Annotated in this window: 10 protein-coding genes and 1 pseudogene; 5 read left to right on the forward strand and 6 right to left on the reverse strand. The window is 56.8% G+C overall.

All coding sequences use genetic code 11. The features are described 5' to 3' along the window. Positions 1-30: 30 nt before the first annotated feature. The 5 genes and pseudogenes from V1278_RS29625 to V1278_RS37055 all read right to left on the reverse strand — a co-directional run. A complete protein-coding gene (locus V1278_RS29625) occupies positions 31-3,429 on the reverse strand; it encodes an Ig-like domain-containing protein (protein ID WP_334383144.1) in 3,399 nt (1,132 codons plus the stop codon). Between the two features lie 775 nt (positions 3,430-4,204). Next, the gene (locus V1278_RS29630) at positions 4,205-5,260 is read right to left on the reverse strand and encodes a glycosyltransferase family 2 protein (protein WP_334383145.1); all 1,056 of its coding nucleotides are present in this window, start codon (positions 5,258-5,260) and stop codon (positions 4,205-4,207) included. A gap of 349 nt (positions 5,261-5,609) precedes the next feature. Continuing rightward, complete coding sequence (locus V1278_RS29635) at positions 5,610-6,611, reverse strand: aldo/keto reductase (protein ID WP_334383146.1); 1,002 nt, start codon at positions 6,609-6,611, stop codon at positions 5,610-5,612. Then, complete coding sequence (locus V1278_RS29640; protein WP_334383147.1) at positions 6,608-7,705, reverse strand: GMC family oxidoreductase; 1,098 nt, start codon at positions 7,703-7,705, stop codon at positions 6,608-6,610. The genes V1278_RS29635 and V1278_RS29640 overlap by 4 nt, the downstream gene beginning before the upstream one ends. 372 nt (positions 7,706-8,077) lie before the next feature. Continuing rightward, positions 8,078-8,254 (reverse strand): annotated as a pseudogene (locus V1278_RS37055) (NAD(P)-binding protein); the annotation flags it as partial. A gap of 518 nt (positions 8,255-8,772) precedes the next feature. Here V1278_RS37055 and V1278_RS29645 point away from each other — a divergent pair. From V1278_RS29645 to V1278_RS29665, 5 genes are all read left to right on the forward strand, one after another. Then, positions 8,773-9,693: a hypothetical protein gene (locus V1278_RS29645; RefSeq protein ID WP_334383148.1), complete on the forward strand. Its 921-nt coding sequence runs from the start codon at positions 8,773-8,775 to the stop codon at positions 9,691-9,693. A 215-nt stretch (positions 9,694-9,908) separates the two neighbouring features. Then, positions 9,909-10,970, forward strand: a complete 1,062-nt coding sequence (locus V1278_RS29650) for a glycosyltransferase family 4 protein (protein ID WP_334383149.1) — start codon at positions 9,909-9,911, stop codon at positions 10,968-10,970. Beyond that, positions 10,967-11,689, forward strand: a complete 723-nt coding sequence (locus V1278_RS29655; protein ID WP_334383150.1) for a polysaccharide deacetylase family protein — start codon at positions 10,967-10,969, stop codon at positions 11,687-11,689. The genes V1278_RS29650 and V1278_RS29655 overlap by 4 nt, the downstream gene beginning before the upstream one ends. Before the next feature lie 452 nt (positions 11,690-12,141). Beyond that, positions 12,142-13,218 carry an O-antigen ligase family protein gene (locus V1278_RS29660; RefSeq protein WP_334383151.1) on the forward strand — a complete coding sequence of 359 codons (1,077 nt, stop codon included), beginning with the start codon at positions 12,142-12,144 and terminating at the stop codon, positions 13,216-13,218. Positions 13,219-13,363: 145 nt separating this feature from the next. Beyond that, positions 13,364-14,497: a glycosyltransferase gene (locus V1278_RS29665; protein WP_334383152.1), complete on the forward strand. Its 1,134-nt coding sequence runs from the start codon at positions 13,364-13,366 to the stop codon at positions 14,495-14,497. Positions 14,498-14,519: 22 nt separating this feature from the next. On the opposite strand, the gene V1278_RS29670 is transcribed toward V1278_RS29665, so the two are convergent. After that, positions 14,520-15,554: a glycosyltransferase family 2 protein gene (locus tag V1278_RS29670; protein WP_334383153.1), complete on the reverse strand. Its 1,035-nt coding sequence runs from the start codon at positions 15,552-15,554 to the stop codon at positions 14,520-14,522. Positions 15,555-15,577: the final 23 nt, after the last annotated feature.

The following is a 15,577-nucleotide window of genomic DNA, read 5'->3' on the forward strand; positions in this document are numbered from 1 at the left end:
TTTATACCAACTCCCTTTTACAAACCTTGCTCAGGCGAAGTGGAAGTCCTGACTACTCAGCGAACTCAGCTTGGTATTCTTCAGTGTGAGTGTATCGCTTCCGCTAGAAATGACGATATCCTGACCAACTTGGCTCGCGTGCGAGAGAACGCTCGCAAAGCTGTCGAACACCGTCTTGCTGAACTGGATCGTGTCCTGCGCGCTTCCACTGGCCACGAAATCCTTGATGACGTCGCGGCCGAAATTTGCGGCAAACGCGAAAGTGTCGGACTGGCCGCCGCCAACCAGGATATCATTACCTGAGGTGCTCTTCAGCGTGTTGCTGCCTGTCGAGCCAAGAATCGCGCTGCCTGAAGTACCAACGACGTGGCCAGCGCTATCGATCTGCTTGGCAGTATAGGTGTGTAACGTGTCGGACACGGCCGACGATGTCTGGAAGGACCAGGTACCATCGGCCGCCGCCGTAACTTTTCCAATCGACGTGTTGCCATCGTACAGCTTGATCTGACTGTTGGCATCGGCGACGCCTTTGATGGTGACGATGTCGCTCCAGTTCTTGTACATGGTGGTCAAGGCGACGGCCGAAATCGGCGCATTCCCACTTGAATCAGTAATCGAACCATCGCCATTGAGGTCTTGATGGAAAGAGGTCTCGAGCGATCTTAACGCGGTGTTGGTCCCCGACACGAAGCTGAGAGTATTGGCGATATAATTGCCGCTGCTGTCAGTGCTCCAAGCATTGTACTGACCGGTACCCGCGTTTTTCCATACTACATTGTAGCCCGTTGCGGTCTGCTCAGCGCCAATCGGCGCCCAGCCTGCCCACATGCCCTCGGTCACCGGCGCGCCTCCAAATTTCAAGACGGGACCAGAACCGGCCTGGTAGAGCAAATAATTGCTGCCGATCTGGGTCAGGCTGGTCGAGCCGGCCGACTCTATCACCACAGTGGGGGCGCCGGTTGTACCGTCGCCGTTGAGGTCCTGTTGGAACGAGGTCTCGAGCGATTGCAGCGTGGTGTTGGTCCCCGACACGAAGCTGAGAGTATTGGCGATATAATTGCCGCTGCTGTCAGTGCTCCAAGCATTGTACTGACCGGTGCCCGCGTTTTTCCATACTACATTGTAGCCGGTTGCGGTCTGCTCCGCGCCGATCGGCGCCCAGCCCGCCCACATGCCCGTGGTCACCGGCGCGCCTCCGAATTTCAAGACGGGACCAGAACCGGCCTGGTAGAGGAAATAATTGCTCCCGATCTGGGTCAGGCTGGTCGAGCCGGCCGACTCGATCACCACGGTGGGCGCGCCGATTGTGCCATCGCCGTTGAGGTCCTGTTGGAAAGAGGTCTCGAACGATCTTAGCGTGGTGTTGGTCCCTGACACGAAGCTGAGAGTATTGGCGATATAATTGCCGCTGCTGTCAGTGCTCCAAGCATTGTACTGACCGGTGCTCGCGTTTTTCCATACTACATTGTAGCCCGTTGTGGTCTTCTCCGCGCCAATCGGTGCCCAGCCCGCCCACATGCCCTCTGTCACCGGCGCGCCGCCGAATTTCAATGCGGGACCGGTCCCACCGCTGCTGCTGTTGAGGTAATATTTATTGCCGCTCTCAACGAGACTTGTCGCACCAGCCGATTCGATTTGTGTCGTCGGCGCAGGCGACGCCCCACTGATCACGCTGCTGACCGACTGCGAGGCGGCGCTGACATTGCCGGCCGCGTCGGCAGCCTTGGCCGTCAGCGCGTGCGTGCCGGTCGACAAGGCGTTCGTCGTGACGCTCCAGGCTCCGGTCGAGTTGGTTGTCCCCGTTCCGACGACCGTGGTGCCGTCGTAGACCGTGACCGTGCTGTTGGCCTCGGCGGTCCCCGACAGCTTGACCTGATTGGTATTGACGATGGCGTTGCTGCTCAGGGCCGGGGCAGTCGGCGCCAGCGTATCCACCGTCACGGTCACCGCACCGGATGCGGCACTGGTCTGGCCGCTCGAGGTGGTCGCGGTCGCGGTCAGCACATGCTTGGCGTTGGTCAGGACCGAGGTGATGTAGTCCCAGCTCCCGGTCGAACTGGCGGTCGTCGTGCCGATCTGGGTCGAGCCATCGTAAATCTTGATGGTGCTGTTGGCGGCCGCGGTGCCCTTGAGCTGGAGGGTATTGTCGCTGGTGATGCCATCGCCGGCCGCTCCGGTGTCGTTCGAGAACGACGCGATGGTCGGCGTCGCCGGCGTAGCCGGGGGTGCCGAGGTGCCGGTGCTGGCCGTGACCACGGCAGACGCCGCGCCGGTGTTGCCTGCCGCATCCGTCGCCTTTGCGGTGAGGCTGTGCGAACCGGCCGCAAGGGCACCGGTGGTGTAGTTCCACACGCCACTGCCGTTGGCCGTCGCGGTCCCGATCTGGGCCGTGCCCTCGAACACCTTCACGACGCTGTTCGCTTCCGCCGTGCCGGTCAGGTTCAGGCCGCCGTTGGCGTTGTTGGTGGGCGTCGCCATCGTCGGGGCCGTGGGCGCCACCGTGTCAATTTTCACGGCAAGCACCGATGACGTCGAACTGGTGCCCGACGTGGTGGTGGCCGTGGCCTTGAGGCTATGATTGCCGTTCGACAGCGCAGCGGTCGTGTAGCTCCACGCGCCACTGCTGTTGGTCGTGGTGGTCCCGATCTGGGTCGTACCGTCGAACACCTTCACCGTGCTGTTCGCGGCCGCGCTGCCGCTCAGGGTCAGCGTACTGTCGTTGGTGATGCCATCACCGGATGTGCCGCTGTCGTTCGAGAAGTGGTCGATCGTCGTCAACCCAGCGCCACCACCCCCTTCCACCGGGAAAGGCGGCGGGATAAGTTCGCCCGGAACGAGTTCACCATTTACGATCGTTGCGGAGCGGACATTTTCCCACTGAGTAATGTTTATGTCCGCATTGACTTGCTCAAAGAGGATATCGTCGTAACCAAACGGCCCGACAAAATACACGTCCTTGAGCGCTACCGAGATATCGTTCGCATCCGCGGCAATACGCAAGCCAAACGGACCACCTTGGAATACCACGTTATCGAACGTGAGCGTGCCACTCCAACCATCCGCAACGAACATACCTGCAGTTGCAGCGGTGGTGTGGGCGACGATCGTCGTATTCGTGATCGTCACATTCCCGGTGCTGCCGGGGGCATAGATCTGGATAGTATCGGCATGATCGCTCCCTTGTCCCGTCGACTCGAGATACGAATTGCTGATGGTGACGTCACCGTCACCCCCGATGCGCACACCCTCCCTCGAACTTATCCGGAGATGGTCGAGGCTGAACGAGCCAAGGCCGACAACGGACGCCGTGGAGCCAGTGTCGGTAATGCTCTTGTACGAAAGCGTCCCGCCATCTCTAAGCGTGACCGAACTCGAACTCGTAACCCCGCTCAACAACGGGTCGTTCCAGCTCAGAGGGATGGCTACCATCTAGTTTTCTCCTGGTAGGTTCGATCCAGTTCGTCCCCAGGGGCGCGCCCAATTTCAAATTCCCCGCGCGACAGTACCCCAGGTGCGGCTTTATTGGCGCAGCACCAAGGCATTCGTCTTGCTCGGTCCGGGGAGGCTTTTTTGGGACGACATGACGGCCCATCCAAGGTAATTTCTCAACTACTTGGCCAAAGTCTCACCGCACAGATTTAAAGCGGCAGCAATTCCTTATAATTCACTCAAGCATCCGCCCCGTGTGCTTAAAAAGCCACATGATGAAAAAATCGGCGTTCTAAGCACCGCTAATCATGGATTTCATCGTAAGGAGCGACAATTTCGGCTCAGTTAATTTGATTGCGAGAAAACGGCAGCAGCCTGGCAGTTGCTGCACAGAGTAAATGTCGGAATAAGGAGTTTGATAGGATCCGATACTTGCCGGAATGGCTTGCGGCTCCTCGGGTTCACGGCTTCCAAAGCACGAGCCTCAATTAAAATGGAGAAAAATACTCTTCCAAATGTATTGCCTCATCAAAATCCATCCTCCCGCCAATTCAAGAAGTGTCCTCTACTTTATTCTGCAAAAAGAGGCGCTCCCGGCCAGAGGAATACACATATCACGTGGGAGACGATCGCTCCCAAATTCAAAAGCATACTCATCGTGCTAATTTCGTTTCGACTGCCGACATGGAAAAGCAATCGGGATGCTGCCGCCTTCTTGTCATAGGTTCTCAGATCTGTGGGTGTGCCGTCGATCGCGATTGGGATGACGCGCCGATCAGCCGGGCTGTTGCGGCCCGAGCCCTGCCTCCGGACGCCCGGTCTTGCCTTTTGCACCATCGAGCAACCCCGCGAAAGCGACTTGTCCGGCCGACAAGGAGCCTTTGAGCGCATATCGCGCTGCGAACAACAGGCCGACTCCGAAATGGCAGATCCAACGCCATCCCGCAAAGCGCCTAGCATAGAGAATGCCGTTGCGGGCAGACAGATAGATCGAAAGATGCGAACGCTTCTCGGGAGTAACGGCAGATCCGATAGTCGTTCCTCCAATGTGGCGAATGATGGCTTTGCTCGCGAAGCCGATGCGGTGCTTTCCCCGGCGACGTCCCCAATCCAGATCTTCCATGTACAGGAAATAGTCTTCGGCCATGAGACCGACGTCTTCGACGAACGCTCGCGTTGCCAGAACACACGCCCCGCTTACCGCATCGATTCTGGCAAGATCCTCGACCGACGGTGCACTGCCAACTGCCGCATTCCTTCCCACGGCGATGACACGGCCCGTCATAGGAGACCAATGCAGTCCGTAATTAATGACCTTATTGGGGGTGTCGTCGAAGACGAGGCTTGCGCCAACCATACCGAATCCCTCAGCAGACTTGGCTATCAATTCAGCCAGGCCGCGGCTATCCACTTCGGTATCAGGATTCAGCACAAGCACTGCCCCCCAACCGGGGGCGCCGAGTAATGGCTCAAGCCACGCGTTGACGCCGCCTCCGTAACCAAGGTTCTCGGTCGCGAGCCCAACTCGGACGACATTTGCGCGAGTCTGAAATCGGCATTTCGCCACTGAGGCCAATCGTTTCTGCGGCTGGTCAAGAGTGTCCGTCCTATCACAAACTTGATGCAACGTTCGATCCGATCCCACGAGCGCAGCCAGTAATCTCTCGTAGGCTGCTTCACCCCCATTTTCGCATATGAAAACATCAAAGTGATCGTAATTCGAACGTGCAAGTGACTTCAAACAGCGATCGACATCATCGGCATTGCAGTATGAGACGATGATGATGGCGAGTTTGATGCTAGCGGTTGACATGACCTGATACATTCTCATTTGTTGCTACCGGACGACCGCCATATGAAGGCCCGCGTGATTCGAAGACACTCGCCGACAGCGCCGTTCCAGATAAGGTGCGATCCCACTATGCACATATGGCTTCGGCGAGAAGCGTTGGCGAATGATGAGAACGAACGCGCATTTGTCGGGCCACATTGTATCGAAGAAACGCAATCTGCTCAGAGGTCTCGAGGCGGCGTTTATGTCCCTTAGGTCTGATACTGGTACGGATTAGAGCCACGTCAATCCGCCCGGCACTCCGGTCAAATCCTGGCTGGCGAACTCCCAGGTACACAACGCCAAAGCGCGCTTGGCTGCCGTAACCGCGGTTGAGCCGATAGGTCCATTAGTAGCTCGAATCAAGAAAGGCGCGAACGTGGCTTCTTGCGAGCAACGCGTTCAAGCCTTCGATCTGGGCCTCATCAATGGTCTGTTTCTTCAGGCAATTTACGCTCGCTACGATATTCTGGGGACTCGACGAGAAAAAGACAACTAGCCCGTTTGGGTTCGACTTCAATGCGTGAGCTAGCAGGAGCTGCGCCAAACCTGTCGCGTCACGAGGATCGACATGCGTCATTGAGTACCATTCGGCCGCCATGTTCTCATCCTTTGACAATCGATCAAGCAGCAGATTGAACCGACCTGTAAGGGAAGAGTGTGTAATCACCAAGCCGCAGTCCATCGGTGAGAGCTTTTTGATGTTCATATTCCAAATGGCACTGGGAATCTGCACTACATCTGACAGCCCTTTGTGTCTGCCGAGTATAGCGGTTGTCTCTTCTATGCCAGTCGCGATGCCAAAGGCGCGTATCTTCCCTTCCTTCTTGAGATCATCAAGGTAGTTCAACAACGCTGCGTTCTCGAAATCTGAGGCGGTACATTCATGCATTAGCAAGATGTCGAGATAATCGGTGCGCAGTTCTTTGAGGCTGGTCTCGACACTTTTTCGGATGTCGGCCAGTCCAAAGAAGCCGAACCGCGGTGTGTACGTCGCCGGCTCTGGCACGTGGCGCTTTGACATTGGGACAGTGTTGTGAAGAAAACGAACGCCGCGCCCGATCGCTCGGACAAAAATTGACCGGCTCTGCGGCAGAATGCCTGCCTTACTCGCCAAAATCAAACGATCCCGGTTTCGCGCCACCAACTCACCCAAGATGGTCTCTGCGCGACCGGATCCATACATTCGCGCCGTGTCGAAATACGTGATGCCGCAATCCAATGCGGTTTCGAGCAATTTAAGTGCTTCACGGCGGCTTCGCCGCTTGCTCAACAATGCACCAGACCCGAAACCCAGAGGAAGCATATCCCGAGGAAAAATTTCTCGTGGCTTGCTTGTTGCGACGCTCATTGCGCAAGCTTCTCCGGCAATCCGAATTCCGTTTCTTTCTCGATTAGCGCTGCTCCATTCACGGCATGATGGCATGCACGGGCGGTCAGTGCGAGGATGGTCAAGGTTGGATTTTGCGAACCTTGGGAAGGAAAACTCGCACCGTCTGTGACATAGAGACCCCGCGCCTGCCAACATTGGTTATTGGAATCCAGCACGGACGTCGCAGGATCACTGCCCATTCGTGCCGTGCCGCATTCATGAATCGCGGAGCCTGGCGGCGCCGGGCGCTCATTGATGCCGCTTAGCTTCACGCCAGCTGCTGCGGCAATGTCGCGTATGGCTATAGCCTGATCGCGGGCACGCGCCAATTCCGCTGAGCTGTAGCGACAATCGATCTTCAATATTGGGATTCCCCAGGCGTCTCGCCGCGTCGGATGTAGCGTTACGCAGTTCTCAGGCCGCGGCAGCATCTCCCCGAAACTGACCGCGGTGAAATGGGAACGTCCGCGTGCTCCGTGAAATTGGTATACTTGGACGCCAAAACCCCGCCCGGGGGAAGCTTCCCGATCGTCGCGGGCGTCGAATCGCGGCAAATAGACCGCGCGTCCGTCGTCGAGATCGGGACCGGGCATGAGCGGCGCTCCTCCCCCCCAGCCTGTAACAACAACATGGTCCATCAAATAGCGCCCAAGTGCAGCTGACTCGGAACCAAGACCCGAAAGCAGCAATATGCGAGTCGATTCTAATGACGACGCGCAAAGAAATACCAATGGAGCACAAACGCGTACTTCAGTGCCGCTCTGTTGATCGAAGTAAACGACCCCGCGCACGCGATCCCCCCGATCCACATCAATCCGCTTCACGATCGCACCCTCACGGCAGCGCAGGCGACCTGTAAGAGCGGCGTCTTCCAGAGCGTCCAGCGGTGGCGCGAAGCGTGTGTGCATCGGCCGCGCACCTTGCCATCGTGCTGTAATCGCTTTCATCAAAGCAAGTTCGTTGAGTGTAGGTTCAATCTCACGCGAGAGATCACTGTCCGGCTGCCAAGGTACAGCGTCACGGGCTCCGTTGAGCTTGAGCCGTCGCTCGATCATCGAATACCAAGGATCCAACTCACCCGGCTCGAGTGGCCAAGGCGGACTCAATCCATCGCGCGGCGAAAGGTCGGACGGGCTAAGGCGATAGTATTGCCGGCCGTGTCCCGGAAGGCCAACACGACCGCCAAGCGTTCGCGCACGTATCCACACAAACGGTTGGTTTGGTGGTGTCACATACGGGCAATCACGATCATCTACGAAGGCTTCCGGCGTACGGCCCCAAATACTGCAGCGAGACTGGACGGGTTGACGCAGCAAGCCGACGCTCCTCAAAGCAATCTTCCCCAAGGGAACAGCTCTGGGAGGAAGAAAGCGAAGAGTGGCGGGATCGGCTAGCCTTCGAGTTATGGACGCTGTCGATCGACGCACCCAAGAGCTTCGCGCCGACTGACGCCATCCTGCGTCGAGCACAAGCACGCGCAGCCCCGCCTCCGCGAGTAGGAGTGCCGCCAATCCTCCTGCAGCTCCACCTCCGACTATTATCGCATCTTGCGCACCCGCGACCTGAGACTCGTCGATCGTTGTGGTACGTAGTACAGAATCGAGGGCTGGCCCGATCGGCATGAGAGTTCCTCTAGGGCGAAAGTTGATGGGGAAAATAAGTGCGTAACGCGGCGTCGCATGGAATACCTGACCGGCGGCTTTTCTAATTAAATTGAATTAAACAGATGATACGCTGGATGATGGCCTTTTCCAATCCTTCGCCACCGACGAACATTTCATCGGCTTTTTTGATGTCCCAGTGATCACGTCAGGGATCCCAGCGAACGAGATGACATCCACCCATAATATGGCTCGGTCGGAAGGTTCGGAGTCGATAGCGAAGCTGACCGGTATTATATTACGGCCGATGCATCGTGACCGCAATTAACTACAAGTAAATATTCTTTCGCTCAGTGCAAACGGGACATAATAGCCAATATAATCATTGCTTATAATAAGTTAGAGAATTAAATATAATTTCATGCTTGAATTTGATGCACAACATCGTCGAAAGTTCTCCAGCAAGAGCGCTCGCCAAGGAGCAGCCACGCGCGAATGAGCGAGGCGCGATTATCAGCGGAATCCGCTTGGGAGCTTCCATGCGCTACCTGATGACGCTGGCCCTCTTGCTGGGAGGGGCAGTTTGCGTTGAACGGACCGTCACTTCGACACTGGTTGATGCTGCGGAGCGGACGTGCCGCGATCCTTTGAGCGCGGTATTCTCAAGCTACATAAAGGCTGACAAGGCATCGAAGGCTTGCAGCAACCGTGCATTGACGGCTCCTACCCAAGTTTTCGGGACACGCCCAAACGACGATCAAATCACCGTAGCGGAGTCTGTTACTTCTGCCCCGACCGTCATTGCTGCGTCCCCTGACCCGGTGCCGAGCTCGGCTGGCGTGCCTTTGAGTTTCAACGATTCCGTCTATGCCAATGTCACAAGCGGCACGAGTCGTATCATGCTGTCGTCGGGTTCGTCTAAAACGGACTTGTCTATCGTCGAGAACTCAGGGGAGCCGACGATCACCTGTAAGGGCTCCTGTAGCCTCACACGGGTTCGAATTCAGTCGAGAGAAGGCGTTCGCTGCGTCAGCGGCAATATCGATTTGGCGTGGGTCTATATCGCAGCCACGGGAATCGGCAGTGATCACGCTGACGGGTTGCAGTGCTATGCCCCAGGTTCCACAGGCGCGGTCACGGTGAAGAACTCGACCTTCAAGATGGCCGGCGTCACGACTGCGGGTTACTTCTCGGCCGACGATTGGCGAGGCTCACATGTCTTCGAGAACGTGCTGTTCGAGGGCGGCGGTTACGGACTCCGTATCCCAGCGGACGGTGGCTCCTCGGTAAGTCTAAAGAATGTCTACTTCGTGCGCGGTTCATTCGTCTATGGGCCGTTCCTATTCGACGTGGTCAAAGGTCAGCGCATCTTCATCGCGCAATGGGAAAACGTGCGCTGGGCCAGTTGGAGGGGTAATCAACTCGTCCTCGGAGGGTTCATCCCGCGACCGCGACCGTAGATGCTACCTCCGGTCTTGTTGCTAGGGATAATGGAACGTACATTTCGAAGTGCCACTCGATTTGCTTTTTGACGCAATCTGCTGACTGTGGTGGCTGTAAGAGGACAAAAATGGGGCAAAGCCAAATCTACAACAGCCCAGCGGCGCGGCGGATCGCATTCGCCACGGTCGGTGACGCGGCCCAGGTCAGGTTTTGGTCAGGCACTCCATTTCACATGTCGAAATCGCTCGCAAATGAAGGACACGAGGTTGTTCATATCGGTCCCCTGAAGGCACCGATCCTGCCTTTGTACAAGGCGTACTCCAGATTTTGCCGGACCTTTCGCATTCGGGGCTTATCCCCCTTCCATGCGCGGCCCGTCGTTGCACAGTACGCCGCAGACGCCGTACGCAGGATCCGAGCCGTTTCACCCGATATCGTTCTAGCGCCTGCCGGATCCACTTTCGCCTGGAGCGTGCCAAATGGCGTTCCCCTCGTCTATGCGTCCGACGCAACCTTTCGGCTTGTTGAAGACTACCATCCTAACTATCGGAACTTGTCACGTGCCGCCCGGGAGACCGCTGAACGCTTGGAACGCGACACAATCGCGCGCGCGGATTTGCTCCTCTACCCGTCCGAATGGGCAGCCGAATCTGCTGTGAGGGATTACGGCGCCGATCGTGCGCGGGTGCGTATCATTCCTTGGGGCGCCAACCTCGAAGTGGCGCCCGACCGTGACTCTGTACTTGGATGCCGCAAGCCGGGTCCGTGCCGGCTGCTCTTCATCGGTGCCAACTGGGAAGATAAGGGCGCGGACATCGCGGTCGAGACTCTTGCTGAACTGAGGGATAGGGGCGTGGAGACAGAACTCGCGATCTGCGGATGCACTCCGCCGAGGCCCGTCACCCAGCAAGGTCTGACGATCATCCCATACCTCGACAAGAATGATCGTGAACAGCGTAAGCGACTGGACGAACTCTATCGCGACGCGGATTTCTTTCTATTGCCCACCCGGGCAGATTGCTACGGGATCGTATTTTGCGAAGCGGCGGCCCATGGGGTGCCCAGCATTGCACCGGCCACTGGTGGCGTCCCATCCGCCGTACGCGACGGGGAGAGCGGCATCTTGTTGCCGCCGAATGCGACGAAGGCCGACTATGCAACGGCGATCTCCGAGACCTTCGCGAACCCGGGCCGAATGGCACGCCTGAGACAATCGAGTCGCGACGCGTTCGAGGCCCGGTTGAACTGGCAGACCTGGGCCCAACATGTCTCACATCTGATACAAGCCCTATGATTGTGCTGAACTACCACGAGCTGGCAGAGGCATCGCCTCCGAATGCCTGGTGCCTGACGCACAAGATGTTTGATGCGCATCTCGCTCTTTGCGCAAACAGGCTGATCTCGCCGTCGAGTTTTCTAAAGGATTGCTCCGATCCGAAGGCCAGCCACACCGGCGCGGTCCTACTCACCTTCGACGATGGATTTCTTTCGGACTACGCGCACGTCTATGCTCGTTACGTGAAGACCGGCCGGATTCCGGGGTTCATGTCCTTTATCCCGGTAGATTTTGTGGGTTCGCCCGGACGCATGAACTGGAAAATGATTGAGGAACTTGGCAGAGGTGGCGTTGCGATTGGCTCACATGGCATGGCCCACGTAGATTTGACAACTGCCTCGGATGTCGAACTTGATCGCGAGCTTACCGTATCCAAGTCGATACTGGAGGATCGCCTTGGGCAACGTGTCACTCTTTTCGCCTTCCCATACGGTCGCTTTTCCCGACGGGTTTGGGACGCAGCTCTGAAGGCTGGCTACACGCACCTCTTTACGATCCAGCTTGGGTATCATCGCGGATTCGAATCCTTTCTCTATTCGCGCCTTTGTCTGACGAACAGTATGGATACGGAATACATGCGCCAGCACTTGCTTGATCCGGACGCGATGCGCAGCCTTCCCTGGAGGATCAGCACAAAGCTGGGGTTATATCGCCAACTGATGCGTTGGCGATATTGATAGCCTCATCAGGCCATCACGCTGAAAGTCCCCTTCAAGCCTTTGCCGGTCTTCCTCGGGACCCCTGTGTCTACTCGGCTCCAGCGCAAATTCGCATTGATCCAAAAACTATCGTTGTATCAGCAGGCCAGTAGGCGCTACATTTCGCATCGAAGCAGCCAAGGCATTTACATAGCGGTCAACGGGTGGCAAGCATTGCAACGAAGGCGTCTCGTCAGGTTGGAAGGTCACTGCCTTCCGCCAGGGGACGAACTGCGGCACCACTGACGCGGCGCAGCAAGATCTCCCCGCTCCTCCCGATTTTCTTTTTTTTGTTGGCCCTGCCGATCAATTTTCACCTCGGCTCGTTACGCTTGTCCCCGTATCGGCTGCTGCTGCTAGCGACCTTCATTCCTTGCTTGGTAGCGTGGTTATCTGGGCGGACGGGGCGGATACGGGCCCCCGACTTTTTCATGCTCTTGACGGCGATATGGGCAACGCTTGCATTGGTGAGCGTTCACGGCATCGACGGTGGGCTGCAGACCGCAGGCATCTTTGTCACTGAGACATTCGGAGCGTTCCTTTTCGCGAAGCGATATATTCGAGACATTTTTGCTTTCCACCGTATGGTGAAATCTTTTGTACTCGTGGTTGCATTCCTTTTTCCATTCGCTGTATACGAGAACCTCACAGCATCGCCGATCCTGGTTAAACTGTTTGGGACCGTGTTTTCCGTTTTCGAGCTGTATGGTCCTAACGAAGCGCGATTTGGGTTGAGTCGCGCCCAGGTCACTTTTGAGCATCCCATTCTGTTTGGTATAGTTTGTTCAAGCGCATTCGCCTTGAGCTTTTATGTTTTGACCGCCGCAAAGCGGCAAGCGGGACGATTGGCCACAGGCGTTGTGGCGATAACAACATTCACCTCTCTGTCCTCGGGAGCTCTTCTTTCGCTCGTCGTCCAGGGTGCGTTGATCGTTTGGGACAAGGTGACGGCGAGTGTGACGCATCGTTGGATAGTGCTGGCAGCACTGGCCGTCGTTGCCTTTGTTGCCATGAGCGCTCTGTCCAATCGTAGCGCCATTGAGGTCTTGGTGACGTACTTAACGTTCAGCGCAGACAATTCATACATGCGCATTTTCATCTGGAACTACGGTACACAGTCAGTGATGAAGAATCCGATCTTTGGGATCGGCCTACATGACTGGGAACGTCCAACCTGGATGGCCGGCAGCATCGACAATTTCTGGCTGGTAAATGCGGTCCGCTATGGAATCCCTGGATTCTTATTTCTATTCTGCAGCTTCACTTCGGTCTGCTTTGGTCTCGGACGAATAAGAAAATTATCATTCCAGGCTTCCCAGTGCCGCAAAGGCCTCATCATTACCCTTTTTGGGTTCGCCATCGCTGGCATTACGGTTCACTTCTGGAACGCGACTTACGTCTTGTTTATTTTCCTACTCGGGAGCGGCATGTGGCTTTTTGAAAATGAGAACCGGGAGGGGGCGACCGATACGCAAGACGTCCCTTCCGCCGTTCGGCCCATGTTTTGAGGCAGCAAGCAACTCGTCCGAGCGATCGCTTTGTGTAGCAGAGCTGTCGTACGCGGGGGGCGATCAACCCTATCTCCTCAAGCGCTCAGGTTACGGAGACAAAATTATCCAATCTTGCGGATTCTATTGGACAAGAAAGGGTTAAGTGGTCGAAATTGCAACGCAAAAAGTCGGGCAAAGGCGATCCGCCTGGAATCTGTCAATGTATCATGGGCTCTCGATATCCGATGCCGCTCGGCACCTCGTACGGAAGATCAGCCGGTCTCGTCATCAGGCCAAGATCCCGGTCCCGAAACTTGCTGCGACCCAGGATTCCACGCAGAGGCCCCCGACCGCGTGGTTTATTTGTCCTGATTTTGAGAGACCGAGCGGCGGCATTCGGAAGCTATATCGATCGGTCGATATTTTGAACGATGCCGGACTGCAGGCGGCAATAGTTCGCGAGCGAGCTGGATTAAGCTTCACATGGTTTGAGCATCAAACCCGCATTGTATGCAGCAGTCGTGTCGTGGTCAGTCAGCGGGACGTGATTGTAGTCCCCGAGATCTACGGCGGGTCCATTCGCGATCTGCCGCGGGGTGTCCGCCAAGTTATCTTCAACCAAGGCGCGTACCTCATGCTTGATTCATTCGCGAGAGAGCCCGGCGCCACCGCTCCATACATCGACAATCCAGACCTTGCTGCCGTGCTGGTCGTTTCCAAGGACAGTGCGGCAGTTGTCAAGTATGCCTTTCCTGGAATACCGGTCCATCGCGTCCGTCAGGGCCTCAATCAAACTCTCCATCACCCGCCAACAGGAGGAAAGCTTCGCCGCATCGCTTACATGCCTAGAAGACGAGCGCATGAGGCGGCGTGTGTGCTGGAATTGCTGAAGCTCCGGGGTGTGCTCCACGATTGGGAGGTCATCGCCATTGACCAGCGGACCGAAGCCGAAGTTGCCGATCTGCTTCGAACCGCGCAGATTTTCCTGAGTTTCAGCCGCCTCGAGGGATTTGGACTTCCGGCTCTTGAGGCCTTGGCCTGTGGCTGTTTGGTCATCGGATATCACGGGTTTGGCGGGCGCGAGTTTTTCCGCCCCCCGTTCGCCGTCGCCATAGAGGACGGAGATGTCGTCGCCTTCGCCCAAGCCGTGGAAAGTGTTATCGGCCTCATCGATAGTGAGCCCATGAACATGACGGCAGCCGGTGCCGCCGGCGCGAGCTTCGTTCAGGAGCAGTACTCGCTAGAAGCCGAAAGAGAGGACTTGCTCGACGTGTTCGTCCCGTTGTTGAAGCCGTAAGAACCGGTTCTCTACATCACGCTCAGACACCGCGCAGTTTCCAGGTGCGCCACCACAGCCAGTCGCGAACACGACGGTAAACGGCAGATAGCATGAGAGGTTGGAGATACGGGCAAATCTCGGGCCCTAAATACTGACGCCATCGCAGGCCCCAATATTCGGGTAGACGATCGAATTCGGCGTACGTCGAGCGGGCAAAGTCAATTAACTCAGCGACAGGAGTGGAATCCATACGCCCACGGTGGTACGCGCTGCAGGCTCGCCAGAGGGCTTCTTTGGCCATCTTACGATCTACTCCCTGCTTCAAGTATTCGGCATCAGCGATCAACGCGCCATAGTTGGCGAAGAGATAGTCGTAGGCAGCCTTCCGTTGCCGCAGATCGACGACCGGGACACGTTGGGTCGTCATGTTTGTGTCGTGAATCCGGTACCAAGCTTGGTCGACGCCTTGAACGTAGGCAATGTCGGAGTGCACCGCGAACCGCATCCACATCTCGACATCCCCGGTGTGCGGTAGCTCCGGTCTGTAGCCGCCGATCGATTGTTGCACCGATGTCCGAACGACCACGCCGGGAGTGGACGTCACCGCGTGAGCGAGATGGCAAACGATACGTAACCACCTCTGTCTCGGCCATACCGTCGCTCCGGTGGCCTTTAAGCGCGGTACCGGTCGTGGCTCGCCGGCTTTCCAAAACGCAGCGTGGCCGTAGACCATTCCTACGGAAGGATTTGCGTCGAGCACCGCGACCGCCCGCGTCAAGGAACCCGGAGTGAGAACATCATCCGCCGACAAGAGTACGGAGTACTCAGCGTCGGCCCAGTCCAGAAGGCCCTCGTTGTAGGTGGCGATGTGACCTCGGTTTTGCGTGTGGACGATGACACTGACTCGCGGGTCGGCCTCGGCCAATTTCATCGCCACGGATGCTGAATCGTCTGATGATGCATCATCGATAATAAGAACGCGCACGCCCAGATCTTGCGTGAGCACGCTCCGCACGCATTCTTCTAAGAAGCGACCGTAATTATAGCAGGGAATAACGACGTCAACCTTGGCCATTTGAACTCCTGGGATCAGTACTG

Source organism: Bradyrhizobium sp. AZCC 1577, from assembly GCF_036924575.1.
In the GTDB taxonomy this organism is placed as follows: Bacteria; Pseudomonadota; Alphaproteobacteria; order Rhizobiales; family Xanthobacteraceae; genus Bradyrhizobium.

Coding starts and splice junctions, on each gene's coding strand:
- V1278_RS29625 (WP_334383144.1), bottom strand. CDS start 3,429: ATGGTAGCCATCCCTCTGAGCTGGAACGACCCGTTGTTGAGCGGGGTT.
- V1278_RS29630 (WP_334383145.1), bottom strand. CDS start 5,260: ATGAGAATGTATCAGGTCATGTCAACCGCTAGCATCAAACTCGCCATC.
- V1278_RS29635 (WP_334383146.1), bottom strand. CDS start 6,611: ATGAGCGTCGCAACAAGCAAGCCACGAGAAATTTTTCCTCGGGATATG.
- V1278_RS29645 (WP_334383148.1), top strand. CDS start 8,773: ATGCGCTACCTGATGACGCTGGCCCTCTTGCTGGGAGGGGCAGTTTGC.
- V1278_RS29650 (WP_334383149.1), top strand. CDS start 9,909: ATGTCGAAATCGCTCGCAAATGAAGGACACGAGGTTGTTCATATCGGT.
- V1278_RS29655 (WP_334383150.1), top strand. CDS start 10,967: ATGATTGTGCTGAACTACCACGAGCTGGCAGAGGCATCGCCTCCGAAT.
- V1278_RS29660 (WP_334383151.1), top strand. CDS start 12,142: ATGCTCTTGACGGCGATATGGGCAACGCTTGCATTGGTGAGCGTTCAC.
- V1278_RS29670 (WP_334383153.1), bottom strand. CDS start 15,554: ATGGCCAAGGTTGACGTCGTTATTCCCTGCTATAATTACGGTCGCTTC.